The sequence below is a fragment of the Corynebacterium amycolatum SK46 genome (genome assembly GCF_000173655.1).
Lineage (GTDB): Bacteria > Actinomycetota > Actinomycetes > Mycobacteriales > Mycobacteriaceae > Corynebacterium > Corynebacterium amycolatum_A.
Map to the genome: position 1 here is coordinate 1 of NZ_ABZU01000024.1, position 16,260 is coordinate 16,260.

The 16,260-nt window shown below is 61.3% G+C and carries 13 protein-coding genes and 1 other RNA gene; 3 read left to right on the top strand and 11 right to left on the bottom strand.

All coding sequences use genetic code 11. The features are described 5' to 3' along the window. Nucleotides 1-112 precede the first annotated feature (112 nt). From CORAM0001_RS10245 to CORAM0001_RS10255, 3 genes are read left to right on the top strand one after another with little or no spacing between them, the layout of a single operon-like run. Nucleotides 113-1,438 (top strand): exonuclease domain-containing protein, encoded by a 1,326-nt coding sequence (locus CORAM0001_RS10245; RefSeq protein ID WP_050773651.1) that lies wholly within the window; start codon nucleotides 113-115, stop codon nucleotides 1,436-1,438. Nucleotides 1,439-1,498: 60 nt separating this feature from the next. Further along, entirely contained in the window at nucleotides 1,499-2,848 is a 1,350-nt protein-coding gene (locus CORAM0001_RS10250; protein WP_005511891.1) for a MurT ligase domain-containing protein, read from the top strand. Further along, nucleotides 2,849-3,661, top strand: a complete 813-nt coding sequence (locus tag CORAM0001_RS10255; RefSeq protein WP_005511887.1) for a type 1 glutamine amidotransferase — start codon at nucleotides 2,849-2,851, stop codon at nucleotides 3,659-3,661. It abuts the gene before it with no gap. Between the two features lie 42 nt (nucleotides 3,662-3,703). Here the strand turns inward: CORAM0001_RS10255 and recR are convergent, their stop codons facing one another. The 11 genes from recR to CORAM0001_RS11225 all read right to left on the bottom strand — a co-directional run bounded on the left by recR (nucleotide 3,704) and on the right by CORAM0001_RS11225 (nucleotide 16,206). After that, on the bottom strand, nucleotides 3,704-4,330 hold the full coding sequence (gene recR / locus CORAM0001_RS10260; RefSeq protein ID WP_005511888.1) for a recombination mediator RecR: 627 nt from the start codon (nucleotides 4,328-4,330) through the stop codon (nucleotides 3,704-3,706). Nucleotides 4,331-4,367: 37 nt separating this feature from the next. Next, nucleotides 4,368-4,691: a YbaB/EbfC family nucleoid-associated protein gene (locus CORAM0001_RS10265; RefSeq protein WP_005511884.1), complete on the bottom strand. Its 324-nt coding sequence runs from the start codon at nucleotides 4,689-4,691 to the stop codon at nucleotides 4,368-4,370. A 114-nt stretch (nucleotides 4,692-4,805) separates the two neighbouring features. Then, complete coding sequence (locus CORAM0001_RS10270; RefSeq protein WP_005511881.1) at nucleotides 4,806-7,640, bottom strand: DNA polymerase III subunit gamma and tau; 2,835 nt, start codon at nucleotides 7,638-7,640, stop codon at nucleotides 4,806-4,808. A gap of 30 nt (nucleotides 7,641-7,670) precedes the next feature. After that, nucleotides 7,671-8,396, bottom strand: a complete 726-nt coding sequence (locus CORAM0001_RS10275; RefSeq protein WP_005511889.1) for a suppressor of fused domain protein — start codon at nucleotides 8,394-8,396, stop codon at nucleotides 7,671-7,673. Nucleotides 8,397-8,430: 34 nt separating this feature from the next. Further along, nucleotides 8,431-9,702, bottom strand: coding sequence for an aspartate aminotransferase type Ic (locus CORAM0001_RS10280; protein ID WP_187269755.1), 1,272 nt, complete (start codon nucleotides 9,700-9,702; stop codon nucleotides 8,431-8,433). 125 nt (nucleotides 9,703-9,827) lie between these two features. Then, nucleotides 9,828-11,297, bottom strand: a complete 1,470-nt coding sequence (locus CORAM0001_RS10285; RefSeq protein WP_005511879.1) for a SulP family inorganic anion transporter — start codon at nucleotides 11,295-11,297, stop codon at nucleotides 9,828-9,830. A 353-nt stretch (nucleotides 11,298-11,650) separates the two neighbouring features. Then, an RNA gene (ffs, locus tag CORAM0001_RS11125) (signal recognition particle sRNA small type) lies at nucleotides 11,651-11,745 on the bottom strand. Between the two features lie 69 nt (nucleotides 11,746-11,814). Then, complete coding sequence (locus tag CORAM0001_RS10290; RefSeq protein WP_005511878.1) at nucleotides 11,815-12,972, bottom strand: ABC transporter ATP-binding protein; 1,158 nt, start codon at nucleotides 12,970-12,972, stop codon at nucleotides 11,815-11,817. 18 nt (nucleotides 12,973-12,990) lie between these two features. Then, on the bottom strand, nucleotides 12,991-13,830 hold the full coding sequence (locus CORAM0001_RS10295) for a carbohydrate ABC transporter permease (protein WP_005511882.1): 840 nt from the start codon (nucleotides 13,828-13,830) through the stop codon (nucleotides 12,991-12,993). Nucleotides 13,831-13,842: 12 nt separating this feature from the next. Beyond that, nucleotides 13,843-14,760 (bottom strand): carbohydrate ABC transporter permease, encoded by a 918-nt coding sequence (locus CORAM0001_RS11220; protein ID WP_005511885.1) that lies wholly within the window; start codon nucleotides 14,758-14,760, stop codon nucleotides 13,843-13,845. Continuing rightward, complete coding sequence (locus tag CORAM0001_RS11225; protein ID WP_208854667.1) at nucleotides 14,761-16,206, bottom strand: extracellular solute-binding protein; 1,446 nt, start codon at nucleotides 16,204-16,206, stop codon at nucleotides 14,761-14,763. It lies immediately after the preceding gene. Between the last annotated feature and the right edge of the window lie 54 nt (nucleotides 16,207-16,260).

Genomic DNA, 16,260 nt, shown 5'->3' on the forward strand with positions numbered 1-16,260 from the left:
GGTAATCTCTGGTGTTATCCATGATGCAATGACCGCCTGACCCTACCGTGCTCAAAGTGTCATAAACCTAGTCACTTTCTCCGCGGGTGAGCGCACCCGCTAGTCTTGAGGCATGACTGAATCGGCGCGCGAGGAGCGCAAAGCGACTGGGACCTCTTCTCAGACGAAGAGGCGGCGGCGGAATCGTCGCCGTTCTCAACGCGCGTCGGCAGCGGGCGCGAAAACACCACCAACAGCACCGGCTTCCACCACAACGGACGCAGCCACGACCAACGCAGCTACGCCGGCCTCAACCACCACCGACGCGGCCACGACCAGCGCGGCTATTACCGGCGCAACCGCAACCGGCGCGAGTACCGCTGGCACACCCACACCGGCCACAGCCGAGACCGCCGCAACAAAGGCCGCTGACGAGCACAAACAGTTCTCGTCGGCGGAGGACGCTCCTTACGCAATCGTGTCCATCCAGGCCACGGGCATCCATCCCAAGACGTCTCGGCTGGTCAGCCTGGGAGTGTCCACCGCCGACAGTAGCGGCAACATCGTGGACACCTGGCATGTCGTCATCAATCCCACCGAAGATCCCGGCCCGACACACCTCCACGGCCTCGAGCCCGCGGACTTCGAGGGGGCTCCGAAATTCGGGGTGATCCAGGCCAAGCTCGCGCACGCGCTCGATGGGCGCACGTTGGTTGCTCATAATGCGCCGCTGGTCTGGGGTTTTATAGTTGCCGAGGCCAAGAGGGCCCGTCGTCAAGCGAATCGCGAGCGGTCCGCGCGGAATAAGCGGGGGCGTCGTCGTACGCGCACTCGCGTCGCGCGGATTCCGGCGCCCGCACGGATTGCCGATACGTTGGAAACGGCGCGCCGCCAGGGCAAACGGCTTGACGACGCACGCCTGCGCGCCGTCGCGCGCGCATACGGCCTCGATGTGCCTTCGCCTGAGGCATCGATTGCTGGCATCTCGGTGCCGGAGCGGGTGCGGACGTTGGATGACGTCACCACCACGCTTGCGCTGTTCCGCGCACAGGGCGGGCTCGATGAGGGCGCAACCCTGAACATGTACACGCCCGACCAGCTGCGCGAAGACATTGTGGGCCTGCAGCGCTCGGCAGTGCGTGTCGACGCGATGGAGGCACCGCGCCCCGTGGAGAACCCCGGCCGCTATACACCGGGGCGAAAGCTCGCGGAGGGCATGGAGTTCGTCGTGGCGCCAGAGGTGTCGCTGGACCCGGATGAGCTGATTGAGGCGGGCGTGCGGGCTGGGCTGGCCTACTCGGAGAAGGTCACGCGAGAGTCATCGGTGCTGGTGTGTAACCGACCTGCGGATGTGACTCCGGATCAACTGACGGGCAAGGCCATGCATGCCCACCGGAAGGACATTCCGATCGTTTCCGATGAGGCATTCTTGCGACTGGTCGGAGAGATGGAGAAGTAGGGCTAGGGCTTTTGCCCAGCGCATTCGTTCTGCGAATCATTCACAGTAAAATACACAGTTATGAAAGAAGGCACTTCACATAACGACGTAAGTGACCACAGTCGCGACCGCGCAAGCTCCCCGAGCCTGCGCGCTCGGTTTGCGACTGCCGCCGCTCACGCCGCCACCTGGGCCTCCCGGAAGTCCGGTCGCGGCGCGGGTGGCATGATTGGTGGCCTGATTGCGCAGAAGATTGACCCGCGCATTCTGGCTTCCCTCGGCAAGGGACGCCCGGCCGCGATCATCACTGGCACCAACGGCAAGTCCACCACCACCCGTATGTTCGCGGCCGCCATGCGCGCCGATGGCCACAACGTGGCCACCAACGAGGGCGGCGACAACATGGACGCGGGTATTATCTCCGCGCTGCTCGCCACTCCCGATGCGGACAGCCTGGTCCTGGAGGTCGATGAGCTGCACGTCCCGCACATCGCAGAGGATCTGAAACCGCAGGTCCTGGTGCTGCTGAACCTTTCCCGCGACCAGCTCGACCGCGTCGGCGAGATCAACAAGATTGAGGCCACACTCCGTGCTGCGGTGGATGCGAACCCGCAGGCGACGGTCATCGCCAACTGCGACGACCCGCTCATCGCGTCGGCTGCCTGGGACGCCAAGAAGGTTATTTGGGTCTCCGCGGGCGGTGGCTGGACCAACGATGCCACCTCTTCCCCACGCACCGGCGGCCCCATCATCCAGGACGGCCACAACTGGTACGCCGTGAAGCCACTCCCGGACGGCTCGGAGTTCAAGCGGCCAGAGCCGGACTACCGCATCACTGCCGAGGGTGTCATCACGCCTGCTGGCGACACCCTGCCGATGAACCTCACGCTGCCGGGCAATGCCAACCGCGGCAACGCCACCTTGGCAATCGCGGGTGCTGTCGATATGGGCGCGGACCTGGAGAAGTCCCTCCGGGCCACCGAGACCGTCGACAACGTTGCGGGTCGCTACTCCACCATGGTTGTGCGGGATGACAAGGGCGGCGAGAAACATGTGCGCATGCTGCTGGCCAAGAACCCTGCGGGCTGGCAGGAGGCACTGTCCATGGTCGACCGCACTGCGGATGCAGTGGTCATCGCAGTCAACGGTCACGTCGCTGACGGCGAGGACCTGTCCTGGCTATGGGATGTCCGCTTCGAGGACTTCGACGGCATGGATGTGTTATCCGCGGGCGAACGCGGAACTGACCTCGCGGTGCGGTTGCTGTATGCGGGCATCGATGCGAGGTTGGTCGCAAATCCGCTGCAGGCGATCCGGTCGTGTGAGGCGCGGGGGTCGTCGTCAAGCGTTACCCGAGTTGAGGTGCTGGCGAACTACACCGCCTTCCGCGATTTGAAGCGCGACATCGAACGAGCACAGGAGGAAAAGTAAATGAGTGAGCTGTCTATCGGCCTGATCCTCCCGGACGTGCTGGGCACCTACGGCGATGATGGAAATGCGCTGGTACTGCGGCAACGCGCGCGGATGCGTGGGATTGACGCCGAGATTGTCCCGATCAAGCTGGGCGATGCCGTCCCCACCGACCTGGATATCTACACCGTCGGCGGCGGCGAGGACGTCGCACAGACCATCGCGGTGGAGCATCTGATCAATGACGGCGGCATCAAAAAGGCAGCCGAGGCCGGGAAGCAGATCCTCGCGATTTGCGCGGGCTTCCAGATTTTCGGCAATTCTTTCCGCGCGGGCGGACGCGACGTCGCAGGTCTCGGCCTTGTCGACTGCACCACTGATTCACTCGAGTCGCGCGCGATCGGCGAAATCTGCACGCTCGTCGATCCCACGAACGGTTTGCTTGACGACGTCGACGCCAGCCCACTGACTGGCTTCGAAAACCACATGGGTCGCACGACCCTGGGTGCCGATGCGAAGCCGCTTGGTCGGGTTGTCCGTGGCGTGGGCAATACCGGCCCGGAAGTGGAGCAGGCGGACTCCGGGATTGCTCCGGGAGTGGACGTCTCTTCACTCACACCGACCGGTGACGCCGAGGGCGCGGTGCAGGGTTCGATTATCTGTACCTACCTGCACGGACCTGTGTTGGCTCGCAATCCGCAGCTGGCTGATCTTTTGCTGGCCCGCGCTACCAACCAGGACCTGTCGAGCCTGGCTCCGCTGGACCTCGAGGTCGTGGATAAGCTGCGCGAAGAGCGCATCCTGTCCAAGCCGCGTCCGAAGAGCGAGCGCTAGTTTTGTAGTTTCGCGCGGCCGGCCGGGCTGACTGGACGGCGGCTAAACCTTCAGCCGGCCCGTCAGCGCGCGGGACAGGGTCAGTTCATCGACGAACTCCAGGTCCCCGCCCAGTGGCATGCCGGAGGCCAACCGAGTGACCTCGAGATCCGGGAAGTCCCGCAGCAGCCGGGCCAAATAGGTCGCGGTTGCTTCGCCCTCGGTGTTGGGGTCAGTCGCGATGATGACCTCGTGGATTTCTGGGGGTTGGGTCTCGTCGACGTCGTCAAGCACGCCTGCGATACGTTGCAGCAGCGTGCGGATATTGAGCTCGTTCGGACCGATGCCGCCAAGCGGATCGAGCGCCCCGCCGAGCACGTGGTAGCGACCGTTGTACTCCCCCGTGCGCTCGATGGCCTGGATATCGCGCGCCTCTTCAACGACGCACACCAAACCTCGGTCGCGCCGTGTATCCGAGCAGTACTGGCACACGTCGGTTTCCGAAATATTGCCGCAGACCCGGCAGAATTGCACACCCTCGCGCACCCGACCAAGCGCGGATTGGAGCCGGCCGATGTCCTCCGGCTCCGCCTTCATCAGGTAGAAAGCGATACGCTGAGCTGACTTCGGGCCGATGCCCGGCAGGCGCGAGAACTCATCAATGAGATCTTGGAGTGGTCCCTCGAACAATGATAATTACCTACAAATACTGGTCTGAAAAGCTAATTTAGAAACCGAGGCCACCGAGACCGTCGAAGCCCTGGGACAGCGGGCCCATCTTCTGCTCCGCCAGCGACTGCACCTTAGCGGTAGCGTCCTGGAAAGCAGCGAGAACCAGGTCCTGCAGCCCGTCGACATCCTCCGGGTCAACGACCTTCGGATCAATGGCGATGTCCGTGACCTCGCCCGAGCCCTGCATAGTCACCTTGACCAGACCGCCGCCGGCCTCACCGACGATGGTGGAAGCGACGATCTCCTGCTGTGCTGCCTGCAGCTGCGCCTGCATCTGCTGTGCCTGCTGCAGAATTGCGTTCATATCTGGCTGAGTCATAATTAATGTTCCTAACTATTGTGATCTTTACGTGCTGATTTGTAGTTACGCGCACGCTTCTAAGGCTCATCGCCCATGCTTTACGACGCGCATCGCCGCCCCATTCTAACGGCTCTAGCGGTCTTCCAGCGGTTTGGCTCCCAGCTCCTTTTCCAGCATCTCCATGACCACGTCCTTTAGCGAGCGGTGATCGAGAGACCCGACCTCGTTCGCGGCCTCGAAATACTCGGAGGTGTCCTCTTCGTAGTTGTTGTCCTGCGGGGTTTGGGGAACCGGGTTGTAGTTGGTGTTGGCGTTGGAGTTGTAGTTGGACGGGTTGCGCGAACTGTAGCTCTCTGTGCCCTCTGCGCCCTCTGGTGGAGCGAACTCCTCCATCGGCTCTGGTGGCAGCGGGACGCCGCCGAAGCCCGAATCCTGATTGGCCTGGGCCTGGGCGTTTGCCTGTGCATTGGCCTGGGCCGCGCGCAGGAATGACTGCGGCTGATTTGGCTGCTGCGGTTGTTGCTGGGCCGGGTTCGGGTTCGGTTGAGCTGGCTGGCTTGGTTGGCTTGGCTGATGTGGCTGTGCCGGCTGGTCGTGGCCTGCCTGCTGTCCCATCACAGCACGCTTGGCGGCTTCGATTTTGGCACGGCGCTCAACAACGGATGCGTATGCCGACGACCGCTGCGGGCCTGGCTGCGGCTGCTGTACCTGCTGCTCAGATGTCTCTGGTTGCGCTGGTGCTGCTGGTGTCGGTGCAGGGGCGGTGTCGTTCGGCGAGGACGAACCTCTTGACGACGAATCATCCTCCCCGGAACCACCATTAGTAGCTGTTGAACGCGGTGCGCGCGGGCGCGTACCGACGACACAGTGCACCTGGCCGTTGAAGCCCGTCACCTGCTTCACTGCAGCGGACAGTGCCTGAGCGTAATCAGGCGTATTGAGCCTGGTAGCGAGCGCTCCTGTGCTGTGTCCAATGACGAGCGTGTCGTTTTCGACATCGAGCGGTACCGCCTGCTCGGCCAGCACGCGAATGGGGAACGCATGCTGTCCGTCGACAGCCGCAAGGATGTCCTGCCAGTGCTCGCGGATTTGCTCGATACCGGCGGGTGCAGGTTCGGGCTCCGGCTGTGCTGGTTGCTCCGGCTGTGGGGCCTGAGTTGGCTGTTCAGAGTGAGCTGTCGAGGCAGAGACAACTGGCTCTTCCTCGACAATCGACATCGAGCCGCCTTCCCCCTCACGCTCGCGGGTTTGCTGCTCACGCTCCTGCGCAAGCTGCGCCCGAGTCTGCTGCTCGCTGATGCGGGCATGCTCCGCCATCTTCCGACGGAACTCACGAATCTTCTCCGCCTGAGCTTCTTCCTCGGACATCGGCTGCTCAGCCGGTTCAGACTGCTGCGGTTGTTCGGCCTGCTGAGGCTGTTCAACTGATTCGGCCTGCGTAGGCTGTTCAGGCTGTTCAGCGGTCGCAGTAGGTGCTTCTGGTGCAGGCTGCGGCTCAGTCACCGACTCCTGCGACACCGGTGCCGCTGCCGCTGGTGCAGGCTGCTGCTGAACAGGTTCAGGCTGGGACTGAGGCTGCGACGGTGTCTGCGCTGGCGCTGCCTGCCCAGCACGACTGCCCTGGGTCTGCGCACCCTTCTTACGCTGGGCATTCCGCTGGCGCCATGCCTCACGAGCCGACTGGCCAGACTGCATCGGCGAAGCATCGGCCTCAGCCGCACCCGACCCCGGCCCCGCATCGGAAGACACCGGTGCCGATGCGGGGGTTGCGGCCCCCGAGCCGTCGGCAAGCGCGGGCCTGCCGTGTTCCAACGCCTCTACGCGCTGCAGCAGCGACTCCACGGAGTCTTCGGTGGCGGGCAGGAGCATGCGCGCGCACAGGACCTCGAGCAGCAGACGCGGCGAAGTCACGCCGCGGAAGTGACGCAGGCCGTCCGAGAGCACCTGCGTGAAGCGCGTCAGGGTAGCCGGGGGAATTGTCCCGGCCTGCTCCAGGACGCCGTCGATTTGGCTCTCCGGAATCTCTACAAGCCCCTGCTCCAGCGCGTTCGGCACTGCGGACAGCACCAGCAAATCACGCACCCGGCCAAGCAGATCCGAGGCAAACCGAGCCGGATCCTGGCCCGACATAATCACACGCCCGACCACGCTAAACATGGCCGCGCGATCGCCTGCCGCCAGCGCCTCAATCGCATCCGTGATGATTACGCTGTCAGTGACACCGAGAATGGCCGCAGAAGTCTCATAATCCACACCATCGGTGCCGGAACCAGCAATGAGCTGATCCATAACCGACAGCGAGTCACGCGGCGAACCGCCACCGGCCTGGATGACCAGCGGATACACGTCCGGCTCTACCCGCACGCCCTCGGCCGTGACCACACGTTCAAGCAGCCCGCGCATATCCGGCGGAGTCAACAACCGGAACGGGTAGTGGTGCGTACGCGAACGAATCGTCGGCAGCACACGCTCCGGCTCCGTGGTCGCAAAAATGAAGATGAGATGCTCCGGCGGCTCCTCCACAATCTTCAACAGCGCATTGAAACCCGAGGCGGTAATCATATGCGCCTCGTCAATAATGAAGATGCGGTAGCGCGACTCCGCCGGCTGGAAGATAGCCTTTTCCCGCAGCTCACGCATATCTTCCACACCGTTGTGGGAAGCCGCATCCAGCTCAATAACGTCCAAATTGCCCGGACCACCCGGCGCCAACGCACGACACGACGCACACTGGCCACACGGCGTCGCCGTCGGCCCCTCCGCACAGTTCAAACTGCGCGCCATAATGCGCGCCGACGAGGTCTTGCCACAGCCACGCGGCCCGGAGAACAAATACGCATGGTTAATGCGGTTGGGACGCCCCTGCGCATCCCGAGACTCCAACGCCGCCGACAGCGGGTCAGTTACGTGCCGCTGCCCCACCACTTCGGCGAACGATGCCGGACGATACTTCCTATACAGAGCCACGTGCTCAGCCTACCTTCCACCCCGGATCGGCTAGTTCGAACCCTCCTGGGAAACAACCGACTCACGGCACCAATCCCGCAGGTCAGCATCTACTTCGGCCAACTTCTGCATCAGCGCCTGCGGCCCCTGCTGCTCATAAAACACCAGCTCCGCATCCGTAATTGGCACCAGTTGCGTCATCGTGGTCATGCGTCCCTGCGGCGACTCCACATCGCCCTCATGCAGGCTGATCTTGCCCGGCATCTCAGACACATTTGGCACCCCGTCGCTCCACACATACGGCACCGTGCACAGCACGTGCGCCACGGTAAAGGCCGCGCTTGACGACGACTCCCCTACCTCGGCCACCTGATCGGCCGCCAGCCGCACCGCATTCGGGATGACACGGCCCGGAATTGGCGACAGGAACTCCGGTTCTTCCTCCACCAGCGCTCCCGCGGCCGCGACCATGGTGGCCACGGGAAAATCAGCGTATGCGACGGAGAAGAGCTCCACGCGGATATCCGTCTTTGCTGCGCCGGTCAGGCCACAGTAGTTGCGGCCCAACTCCACGGTGGCGGCTGCCGTTTCCGGACGACGCTCGTTCGCTTGGCCGTCCGGCCCGTCGTAAAGCGAGAACTCAGCGACCCGAAGCGGAGCCGAATCGTGTTCCTGCCCGTGCCGACCACTGCCCGGCAGCTCCGTCACATACTCGCTGACCTGGGGTTCTCCGGGGAAAAGCCCGGAGATCCAAAACTTCGTCTCTTCGAAGTTCATATAGTCCTATCCCGACCTACCTGGCCTGCTTAACCTACGCAGTCGCCTTCTCAGCGGCGGCGAGCAGCACACAGGTAGCGACGCCATCCATAGCAACCTCGAGCTCCTCCATCGGAGGCAGCGACGGTGCCAGGCGGATATTGCGATTATTCGGATCCTGCTTCAGCGGGAAGGAAGAACCAGAACCGGTCAGCGCAATGCCGGCCTCCTTGGCCAGCTCCACCACGCGACGAGCAGTGCCATCGACCACGTCGAGGTTGATGAAGTAACCGCCGGTCGGCTTCGACCACTCTGCCACGCCGTACTCCGACAGGCGCTCATCCAGAATCTGCAGAACCTTCTCAAACTTCGGAGCCAGCGAACCTGCATGACGACGCATCTGCTCACGCACGCCCTCCGCGTCACCGAAGAACTTGGCGTGAGCCAACTGGTTGACCTTGTTCGGGCCAATGCCGCGGATACCAGCGTGCTTGAGGTAATCCTCCAAGTTGGCGTCCGAGGAAGCGTAGAAAGCAATACCAGCGCCTGCGAAGGTAATCTTCGAGGTCGAGCCGAATGCCCACACGCGGTTCGGGTTACCGGCCTCTTCCGCCCACTTAATGACGTTGTGAATCTCCGGGAACTCATCCGTCAGCGTGTGAACCATGTAGGCGTTATCCCACATCAGACGGAAATCCGGAGCGGCGGTCTCCATTTCAACCAGACGGCGGCAGACCTCAGCGCTGTAGGTCACACCCGTCGGATTCGAGAACATCGGGACATTCCACATGCCCTTAATCTGCGGGTCGGAGGCAACCAGCTTCTCCACGACATCCATATCCGGACCGTCTTCGTTCAACGGCACCTGAATCATTTCAATGCCGAAGTGCTGCGTGATAGCAAAGTGCCGGTCATACCCCGGAACCGGGCACAGCCACTTCAGCACCGGCTCCTCGTTCCACGGGCGCTCCGAGTCCACGTTGCCGAACTGCATGGCCCACGAAATCAGGTCAAACTGGATGTTCAGGCTGGAAGCATCCTGCGCCAGGACGTTTTCCACCGGCAGATCCATCAGTTCCGCCCAGATAGCGCGGATATCAGTAATGCCCTTGGCGTTGCCGTAATTGCGGACATCCTCCCCAGAAGCCGAAATGTAATCCGGCGCCGGGAGACCCAGCAGGGCGTTTGCGAAATCAAGCTGTTCCGACGACGGCTTACCACGAGTCAAATTCAGTGCGAGGTTACGGGACTTCAGTTCCTCATATGCCTTCGCAAACTCATCCTTGTGTGCCGCCAACTGCTGAACATCGAAGGAATCCACGGCCATGGTGTACGCACCCTCCCAGGTATCGGACATAAGTTAAAACCTGACAAAACTGGCACGGAAAACCTTTTCCCCGCGCCGCATCCGGCTTTGCAACCAAGTGTAAGGCATACCCCGGATTGGGATTTCTACAACTTCCCCGACAGCGCATCCAGACGCTGCTTACTCGGCCCCTCCAAGCCGATAATTTCTACCTCTTTGCCCCGGTCAGCAAACTTGACCCGCACGGAATCTAACGCCGCCACCGTGGAAGCATCCCAAATCTCAGCCTCCGACATATCAATGACAATCCGCTGCGCAGGATCGGTGTAGTCGAACTGGTACACCAAGTCGTTACTGGAGGCGAAGAACAACTGCCCCCGCACCTTGTACGTCCGGGAGTGGGCGCTGGGGTCGTCGTCAAGCACTTCAATCCTGACCAGGTGAGCGACACGGCGCGCGAACATCAGCGACGCCACGACCACACCCAAAATCACCCCGATGGCGAGGTTATCCGTCGCCAGCGTGGCGATGACCGTCACCAGCATCACCGCCGTCTCCGAACGCGGCATCAGACGCAACGTCCGCGGGGAAATCGAGCGCCAATCGACCGTGTCCACCGACACCACGACCATCACCGCAACCAGCGCCGCCATCGGAATCACTCCAACTGCAGAACTGAGCAGAAGGACCAGAATGAGCAGGAAGACACCGGAAAATAGCGTCGTCAAGCGAGTGCGCCCCGACGATTCCTTCACGCCCACCATCGTCTGCCCAATCATCGCGCAGCCAGCGATACCGCCGAAGAAACCGCCCGCGATATTCGCGACGCCGAGCCCCCACGTCTCGCGGGTCTTGTCCGAATGCGTGTCGGTGATGTCGTCCACGAGCTTCGCCGTCATCAGCGATTCCATGATGCCGACAATCGCCACACCCACCGAATACGGCGCAATCAGCCGCAGAGTCTCCCAGGTCAGGGGCACATTCGGAATCAACAGCTGCGGGAGGGATTCCGGGAGCTCACCCATATCGCTCACGTTCGGCACGCGCCAATCCGCCAACACCGCAACAAGCGTGACGACGAGCACAGTTACCAGCGGAGCCGGAATCGCGGTGAACACGCGGGGCAGGAACACCATAATTGCAATACCCAGAGCGACCAGCGGATACACCAGCCACGGCACATCGATGAGATGCTCCAGCTGCGCGGTGAAAATGAGGATGCCCAGCGCGTTGACAAAGCCAATCATGACCGCACGCGGAATGAAACGCTGCAGCTTAGCGATCCCCAACGCCGCAAAAGCAATCTGCAACACGCCCGCGAGCAACACCGTCGGGATGAGGTAATCCATCCCGTACGTCCGCGACAACGGCGCGACGACGAGCGCAACCGAACCAGCGGCAGCGGTAATCATGGCCGGGCGACCACCCGTGAAGGCAATCACGATGGCCATAATCACCGAGCTAAACAGCCCCACCGCCGGGTCCACGCCCGCCAAGATGGAAAACGAAATCACCTCGGGGATCAGCGCGAACGACACCGCTGCGCCGGCCAGCAGCTCGGTGCGCAGGCGCTTCGGTGAAGAAACTGCGAACCGGAAGGAGTCCCACACACCCATTGGGGCTGGGGTGTCTGGCGTTTCCAGTGTTGTTGATGTGGTCTGCGTTGTTCGTGTCGGTTGTGTTATTTGTGCCGCTTGTGTTGTTTGTGCCACGTTTGGTGCCACTGAGATGTCGTCAGCATCGCTCATGCACAGTATTCTTCCAGACCAGCGAACGCGACCACTTGTGGCCAAGGTATTCACCTATCGATGCGCTGCAGCGTGGCCATAAGTGAATAGCTCATCGATAGGTGAAAAGGCCTGGCCAATATCGCGGGGATAAGTGCCGAAAAAACATCGATAGGTCACAGGAAACCGCCGACAAGTGCCCGAAACCTAGCCATAAGTGCCAGAAGAACGCCGGGGATAAAAAAAGGGGACCCCACGCACCCGTCAGAGCTCGCTGACCCTTGCTGCATTCCTGCCCTGGGGGAGTTCACGAGATGGACGCCACATGGGATCCGTGAAGACAGCCTACTACAGCCGCGTACAAAAAGTCACGCCACTGCCTGGCCGACAGTTTCAGTCTTGCCCCTTAACCTTCATTCTTCGCATTCAACGCCAAGTTCTCACCCGACTCGGAATCAAAGACATTAAGCTTCTCCGCGTTGATTGCCAGCTTAATCTTCTGACCTCGGTGCACGCTCGATTCCGCATCGACTCTAGCCACCAACATCGCGTGCGGATTATCGGCTAGACCAGCCTCCTCAGCCGCTGCATGTCCACTCAAATCAATTTCCGGGAGTGGGAAGTGGATGAACTGCTCGGAGCCCATCGCCTCCAGGACGGACACCTCGACATCCACCGTGGGCACATCTGAGCCGTCGTCAAGCAAGGCGGCATCTTCGAAGGCCTCCGGTCGCAGACCGACGATAACCTTTCGACCCGGAGTAAATTTTTCCGGGAGTGGAAGGTGGCCCAGGGCGGTGTCGGCGCTGCGCCCGTCGTCAAGCACGGTGGCGGGCAAGAAGTTCATGGCGGGCGAGCCGATGAAGCCGGCGACGAAGACGTTGACCGGTCGGTGGTAGAGCTCTTGCGGCGCGCCGATTTGCTGGATAACGCCCTTTTTCAACACGACGACGCGGTCACCCAGCGTCATGGCCTCGGTCTGGTCGTGGGTGACGTAGACGGTGGTGGTGCTGAGACGATCCTGCAGCTGGGCGATTTCTGTGCGCATCTGGACGCGGAGTTTGGCGTCGAGATTGGAAAGGGGCTCGTCCATGAGGAAGACTTTTGGTCGGCGGACGATGGCGCGGCCCATCGCCACGCGCTGGCGCTGACCGCCGGAGAGCTGCGCGGGCTTGCGGTCGAGAAACTCCGTCAGATCGAGAATTTCGGCGGCCTCGTTGACCTTCTTCTCAATCTCCTTCTTCGGCAATTTTGCCAGCTTGAGGGGGAAAGCGATGTTCTCGCGGACGTTCATGTGCGGGTACAGCGCGTAGGACTGAAAGACCATAGCGATATCGCGGTCCTTCGGAGCAACATCATTCATGCGCTCGCCGCCGATGAGCAGGTCGCCTTCGGAGATGTCCTCCAGCCCTGCAATCATGTTCAGCATCGTCGACTTACCACAGCCGGAGGGGCCGACGAGGATGATGAACTCGCCATCGTCGATTTTGAGATTAGCGTCTTCCACACCGATGTGACCATCAGGAAAGCGCTTGTACACGTGCTTTAGTTCAATTTCAGCCATTTTTAGCTCTAACCTTCTTTAGCCCTTCACTGCGCCGGAGGTAAGACCAGCGACAATTCGACGTTGGAAAATAACCACAAAGATGACAATCGGAATGGTGATGACAATCGCGGCTGCCGCGATGGAACCGGTCGGCTCATCGAACTGAGACGAACCGGTGAAATTCGCCATCGCCGCCGGTGCCGTACGTGCCACCTCCGTCGAGGTCAACGACACCGCCAACAGGAAGTCATTCCACGCAAAGATGAACACCAGAATCGCAGCGGTGACGATTCCCGGAATCGCCAGCGGCGCCACCACCAGACGGAATGCCTGGAACGGAGTCGCGCCATCCATTTGCGCTGCCTTCTCCAGCTCCCAGGGAATTTCCCGGAAGAAGGAGGAGAGAATGAAAATAGCCATCGGGAGTGCGAAAGTGATGTACGGCAGAATCAGGCCCGGCCAGGTGTCGAACAAGCCGAGCTTGCGCTCGATGTCGAACAGCGGGCTGACCAGGGAGACCTGCGGGAACATGGCGATTAGCAGAGATACTCCCAAAATCACCGACTTGCCCGGAAATTCCAGGCGAGCGATTGCGTAGGCCGCCATCGTGCCAACAATTACCGCCAACAGCGTTGTAATCAGCCCAATACCGATGGAGTTGAACAACGCGCGGGTAAATTCGCTGGTCTGGAAGATGCCGCGGTAGTTATCCAGCGTCCAATTACGCGGGATGAAGTGGCCATCGTGCAGATCGGTTGTCGGTTTGAACGACAAACTGGCGATCCACAGCACCGGTACCAGCGCGTAAATGACCACCAAGGCAATGCCGATTGTCCACGCGACGCGTTGCTTCGGTGTCTTATCCGTGTTGTGCACTGCAATCGCCTCCTACTTATCCTTGCCCGCGGCCGCGCTCGGCGACGTGGCCCCAAAACCCTTGACGAACACAATTGCAATCAGTGCCACGCACACGAAGATCAACACCGAAATCGCCGAACCAATACCCAGGTTGAACGCCTTGAACAGGTTGTTGTAACCCAGAATCGACACCGAACCAGTGCCGTTATTGCCCTTGGTCAGGATGTAGATGTTGTCGAATACTCGGAAAGCATCGAGCGTGCGGAACAGCAGAGCCACCACAATCGATGGCTTCATCAGTGGCAGAGTGATCTTGAAAAAGCGTTGCCAGAAGCCCGCACCATCCAACTCGGCCGCCTTGAGCGCGTCGTCAGGCACCAGCGCCAGACCCGCAAGAAGCAGCAGCGCCATGAACGGAGTCGTCTTCCAGATTTCAGCACCGATGATGATAAAAATCGACGGCCATTGCTCAGTCAGCGGGGCGGTGCCGTCGGGAAGCAAATTGGCGAGATACCCCGTCCCCGGCGTCCACGCGTAATTCCACGAGTAGGCCGCCGCCACCGTGACGATGCCGTACGGGATCAGCACCACCGTGCGGATTAGGCCGCGGCCGAAAATCGCACGGTACATCACCATCGCGATAGCCATGCCGAGCACCAGCTCAACCGCCACCGAAACCAGCGTGATAAAGGCCGTCACACCAAGCGCTTCCCACCAATAACTGCTGGTCAGCACAGATGCGTAATTCTGCAGGCCGATGAACTCGCGGTCATCGGGGAAACGCAGGTCATAGCGCTGCAGCGACAGCCAGATTGCGTAGCCGATGGGGTACGCCGTCACGGCCAGCATCAAAATCAGCGCTGGAGCCACCAACAGCAGACCGAGGCGACGCTCGGCGCGGCGTCCGTCGGAAAGCGTGGACGTAGTTTTCGTAGGTTTATCAGACATTTACGGCACCAGGCCTTCCGAGTTCACGGCCGCCTGAAGTTCCTCATCAAGCGTACCGACCAGCGATTTCGCATCCACATCCTCCGGCGGACTGATGCGCGACGCCATCAGAATCGACAACGACTGGTACGCGGGGGACTTCGGGCGCGTCACCACACCGGCCGTGCGTGGCGACGGCAACAGCGCCCGCTCCTCCTGCGTCAACTCAGCCGAATCGGATTCCTCCAACGTGTTCAACTGCTCGTAGATCTCGCGGTAGAACGGGTACTCCTCCTTGAAATCATCGGTGGCCTGCGTGTAAAGCTTCGTCAGCGTCGGCGGCAGACCACCCTTCAACGCGTTGTTGAGCTGGTTCTGTTCATTGCGCAGGCAGTCGATTGCCTCGAAAGCGAGCTCCGGGTGCTTCGACGTCGACGGCACCGCGAGGTTGAGGCCACCAATCGTGACCTGCGCCGGTGTGCCCTCGTCCATCGCCGGGTAGGTGGTCCAGGCCATGTCCTCGAAGACCTCCTTGGCCACTTGGTTTCCCGACTCCGCCTTCTCCTTCGCACCGGCATACACGAATGGGTAATTCACCTGCGCGAATGCATCGCCGCGGTCGAATGCCAGACGAGCCTGATTCTCATCCGACTGCGAAATCGACGGGTCATGCCCCTTCGCCGTGGCCACACGGTGCATGGTGTCCAGGGCGCGCTCCGCAGCATCGTTATCCGCGATCGTGACCGACTGCCCATCCGGCGCGACCAACTGACCGCCTGCCGACGCCGTCATCGAATTGAGCCACACCACCGAGCCCTCATACTGGGCAGCCTGGACGCCAATCATCGACGGCTTGCCCTCATCAGCGAGCCGCTCCCCCGACGCGATCAAGTCATCCCACGTCTTCGGCGGGCCATCTACCAGCGACTTTCGATACCACAGCAGCTGCGTATTCGTATTCAGCGGAGCGCCGTAGAGCTGATCCTGCCACGTCGCCGTATCCAACGGACCCGACAGCGTACCCTCCGTAACGCGCTTAGCCATATCTTCCGGGAGTGGGAGCGCCCAGCCGGCCTCCGCAAACTCCGGAGTCCACGTCACATCGAGACCCATAATGTCGAACGAGGAATCCCCGCCCACAATGCGACGAGCCAACTGAAGACGCTGATCATCCGTCTGCTTCGCCGAAATGTCATACTCCAGGCGATACTTCCCGCCCGACGTATCCGAACATTTCTGCGCCGCCTGTGCATACTGATCCGAGCCATCCGCCGGCCCCATAATCCGCAGTACCGGCGCTGCTTCCCGCTGAGCCTCCGAGCCACAACCCGCCACCAGCGTGGCAAGCGATGCAGCCGACACTGCCGCGATGGCAGCTCGAACCTTCGGGCCGGAACCTAAAGAACCGAAACGAACTCCTGTACGGTCTCGGCCAGCGCTTCGGATTCTCAGGCACTTATTAAACATAATGACCACTCCGTGCTTCGACGTACAAAACTAACCGTACTAGCCGGAGCAGGA

What these genes read in the sequence shown, in the direction of transcription:
- CORAM0001_RS10245 (WP_050773651.1), top strand. Translation starts at nt 113, where the DNA reads ATGACTGAATCGGCGCGCGAGGAGCGCAAAGCGACTGGGACCTCTTCT.
- CORAM0001_RS10250 (WP_005511891.1), top strand. Translation starts at nt 1,499, where the DNA reads ATGAAAGAAGGCACTTCACATAACGACGTAAGTGACCACAGTCGCGAC.
- CORAM0001_RS10255 (WP_005511887.1), top strand. Translation starts at nt 2,849, where the DNA reads ATGAGTGAGCTGTCTATCGGCCTGATCCTCCCGGACGTGCTGGGCACC.
- CORAM0001_RS10265 (WP_005511884.1), bottom strand. Translation starts at nt 4,691, where the DNA reads ATGACTCAGCCAGATATGAACGCAATTCTGCAGCAGGCACAGCAGATG.
- CORAM0001_RS10275 (WP_005511889.1), bottom strand. Translation starts at nt 8,396, where the DNA reads ATGAACTTCGAAGAGACGAAGTTTTGGATCTCCGGGCTTTTCCCCGGA.
- CORAM0001_RS10280 (WP_187269755.1), bottom strand. Translation starts at nt 9,702, where the DNA reads ATGGCCGTGGATTCCTTCGATGTTCAGCAGTTGGCGGCACACAAGGAT.
- CORAM0001_RS10285 (WP_005511879.1), bottom strand. Translation starts at nt 11,297, where the DNA reads ATGGGTGTGTGGGACTCCTTCCGGTTCGCAGTTTCTTCACCGAAGCGC.
- CORAM0001_RS10290 (WP_005511878.1), bottom strand. Translation starts at nt 12,972, where the DNA reads ATGGCTGAAATTGAACTAAAGCACGTGTACAAGCGCTTTCCTGATGGT.
- CORAM0001_RS11220 (WP_005511885.1), bottom strand. Translation starts at nt 14,760, where the DNA reads ATGTCTGATAAACCTACGAAAACTACGTCCACGCTTTCCGACGGACGC.
- CORAM0001_RS11225 (WP_208854667.1), bottom strand. Translation starts at nt 16,206, where the DNA reads ATGTTTAATAAGTGCCTGAGAATCCGAAGCGCTGGCCGAGACCGTACA.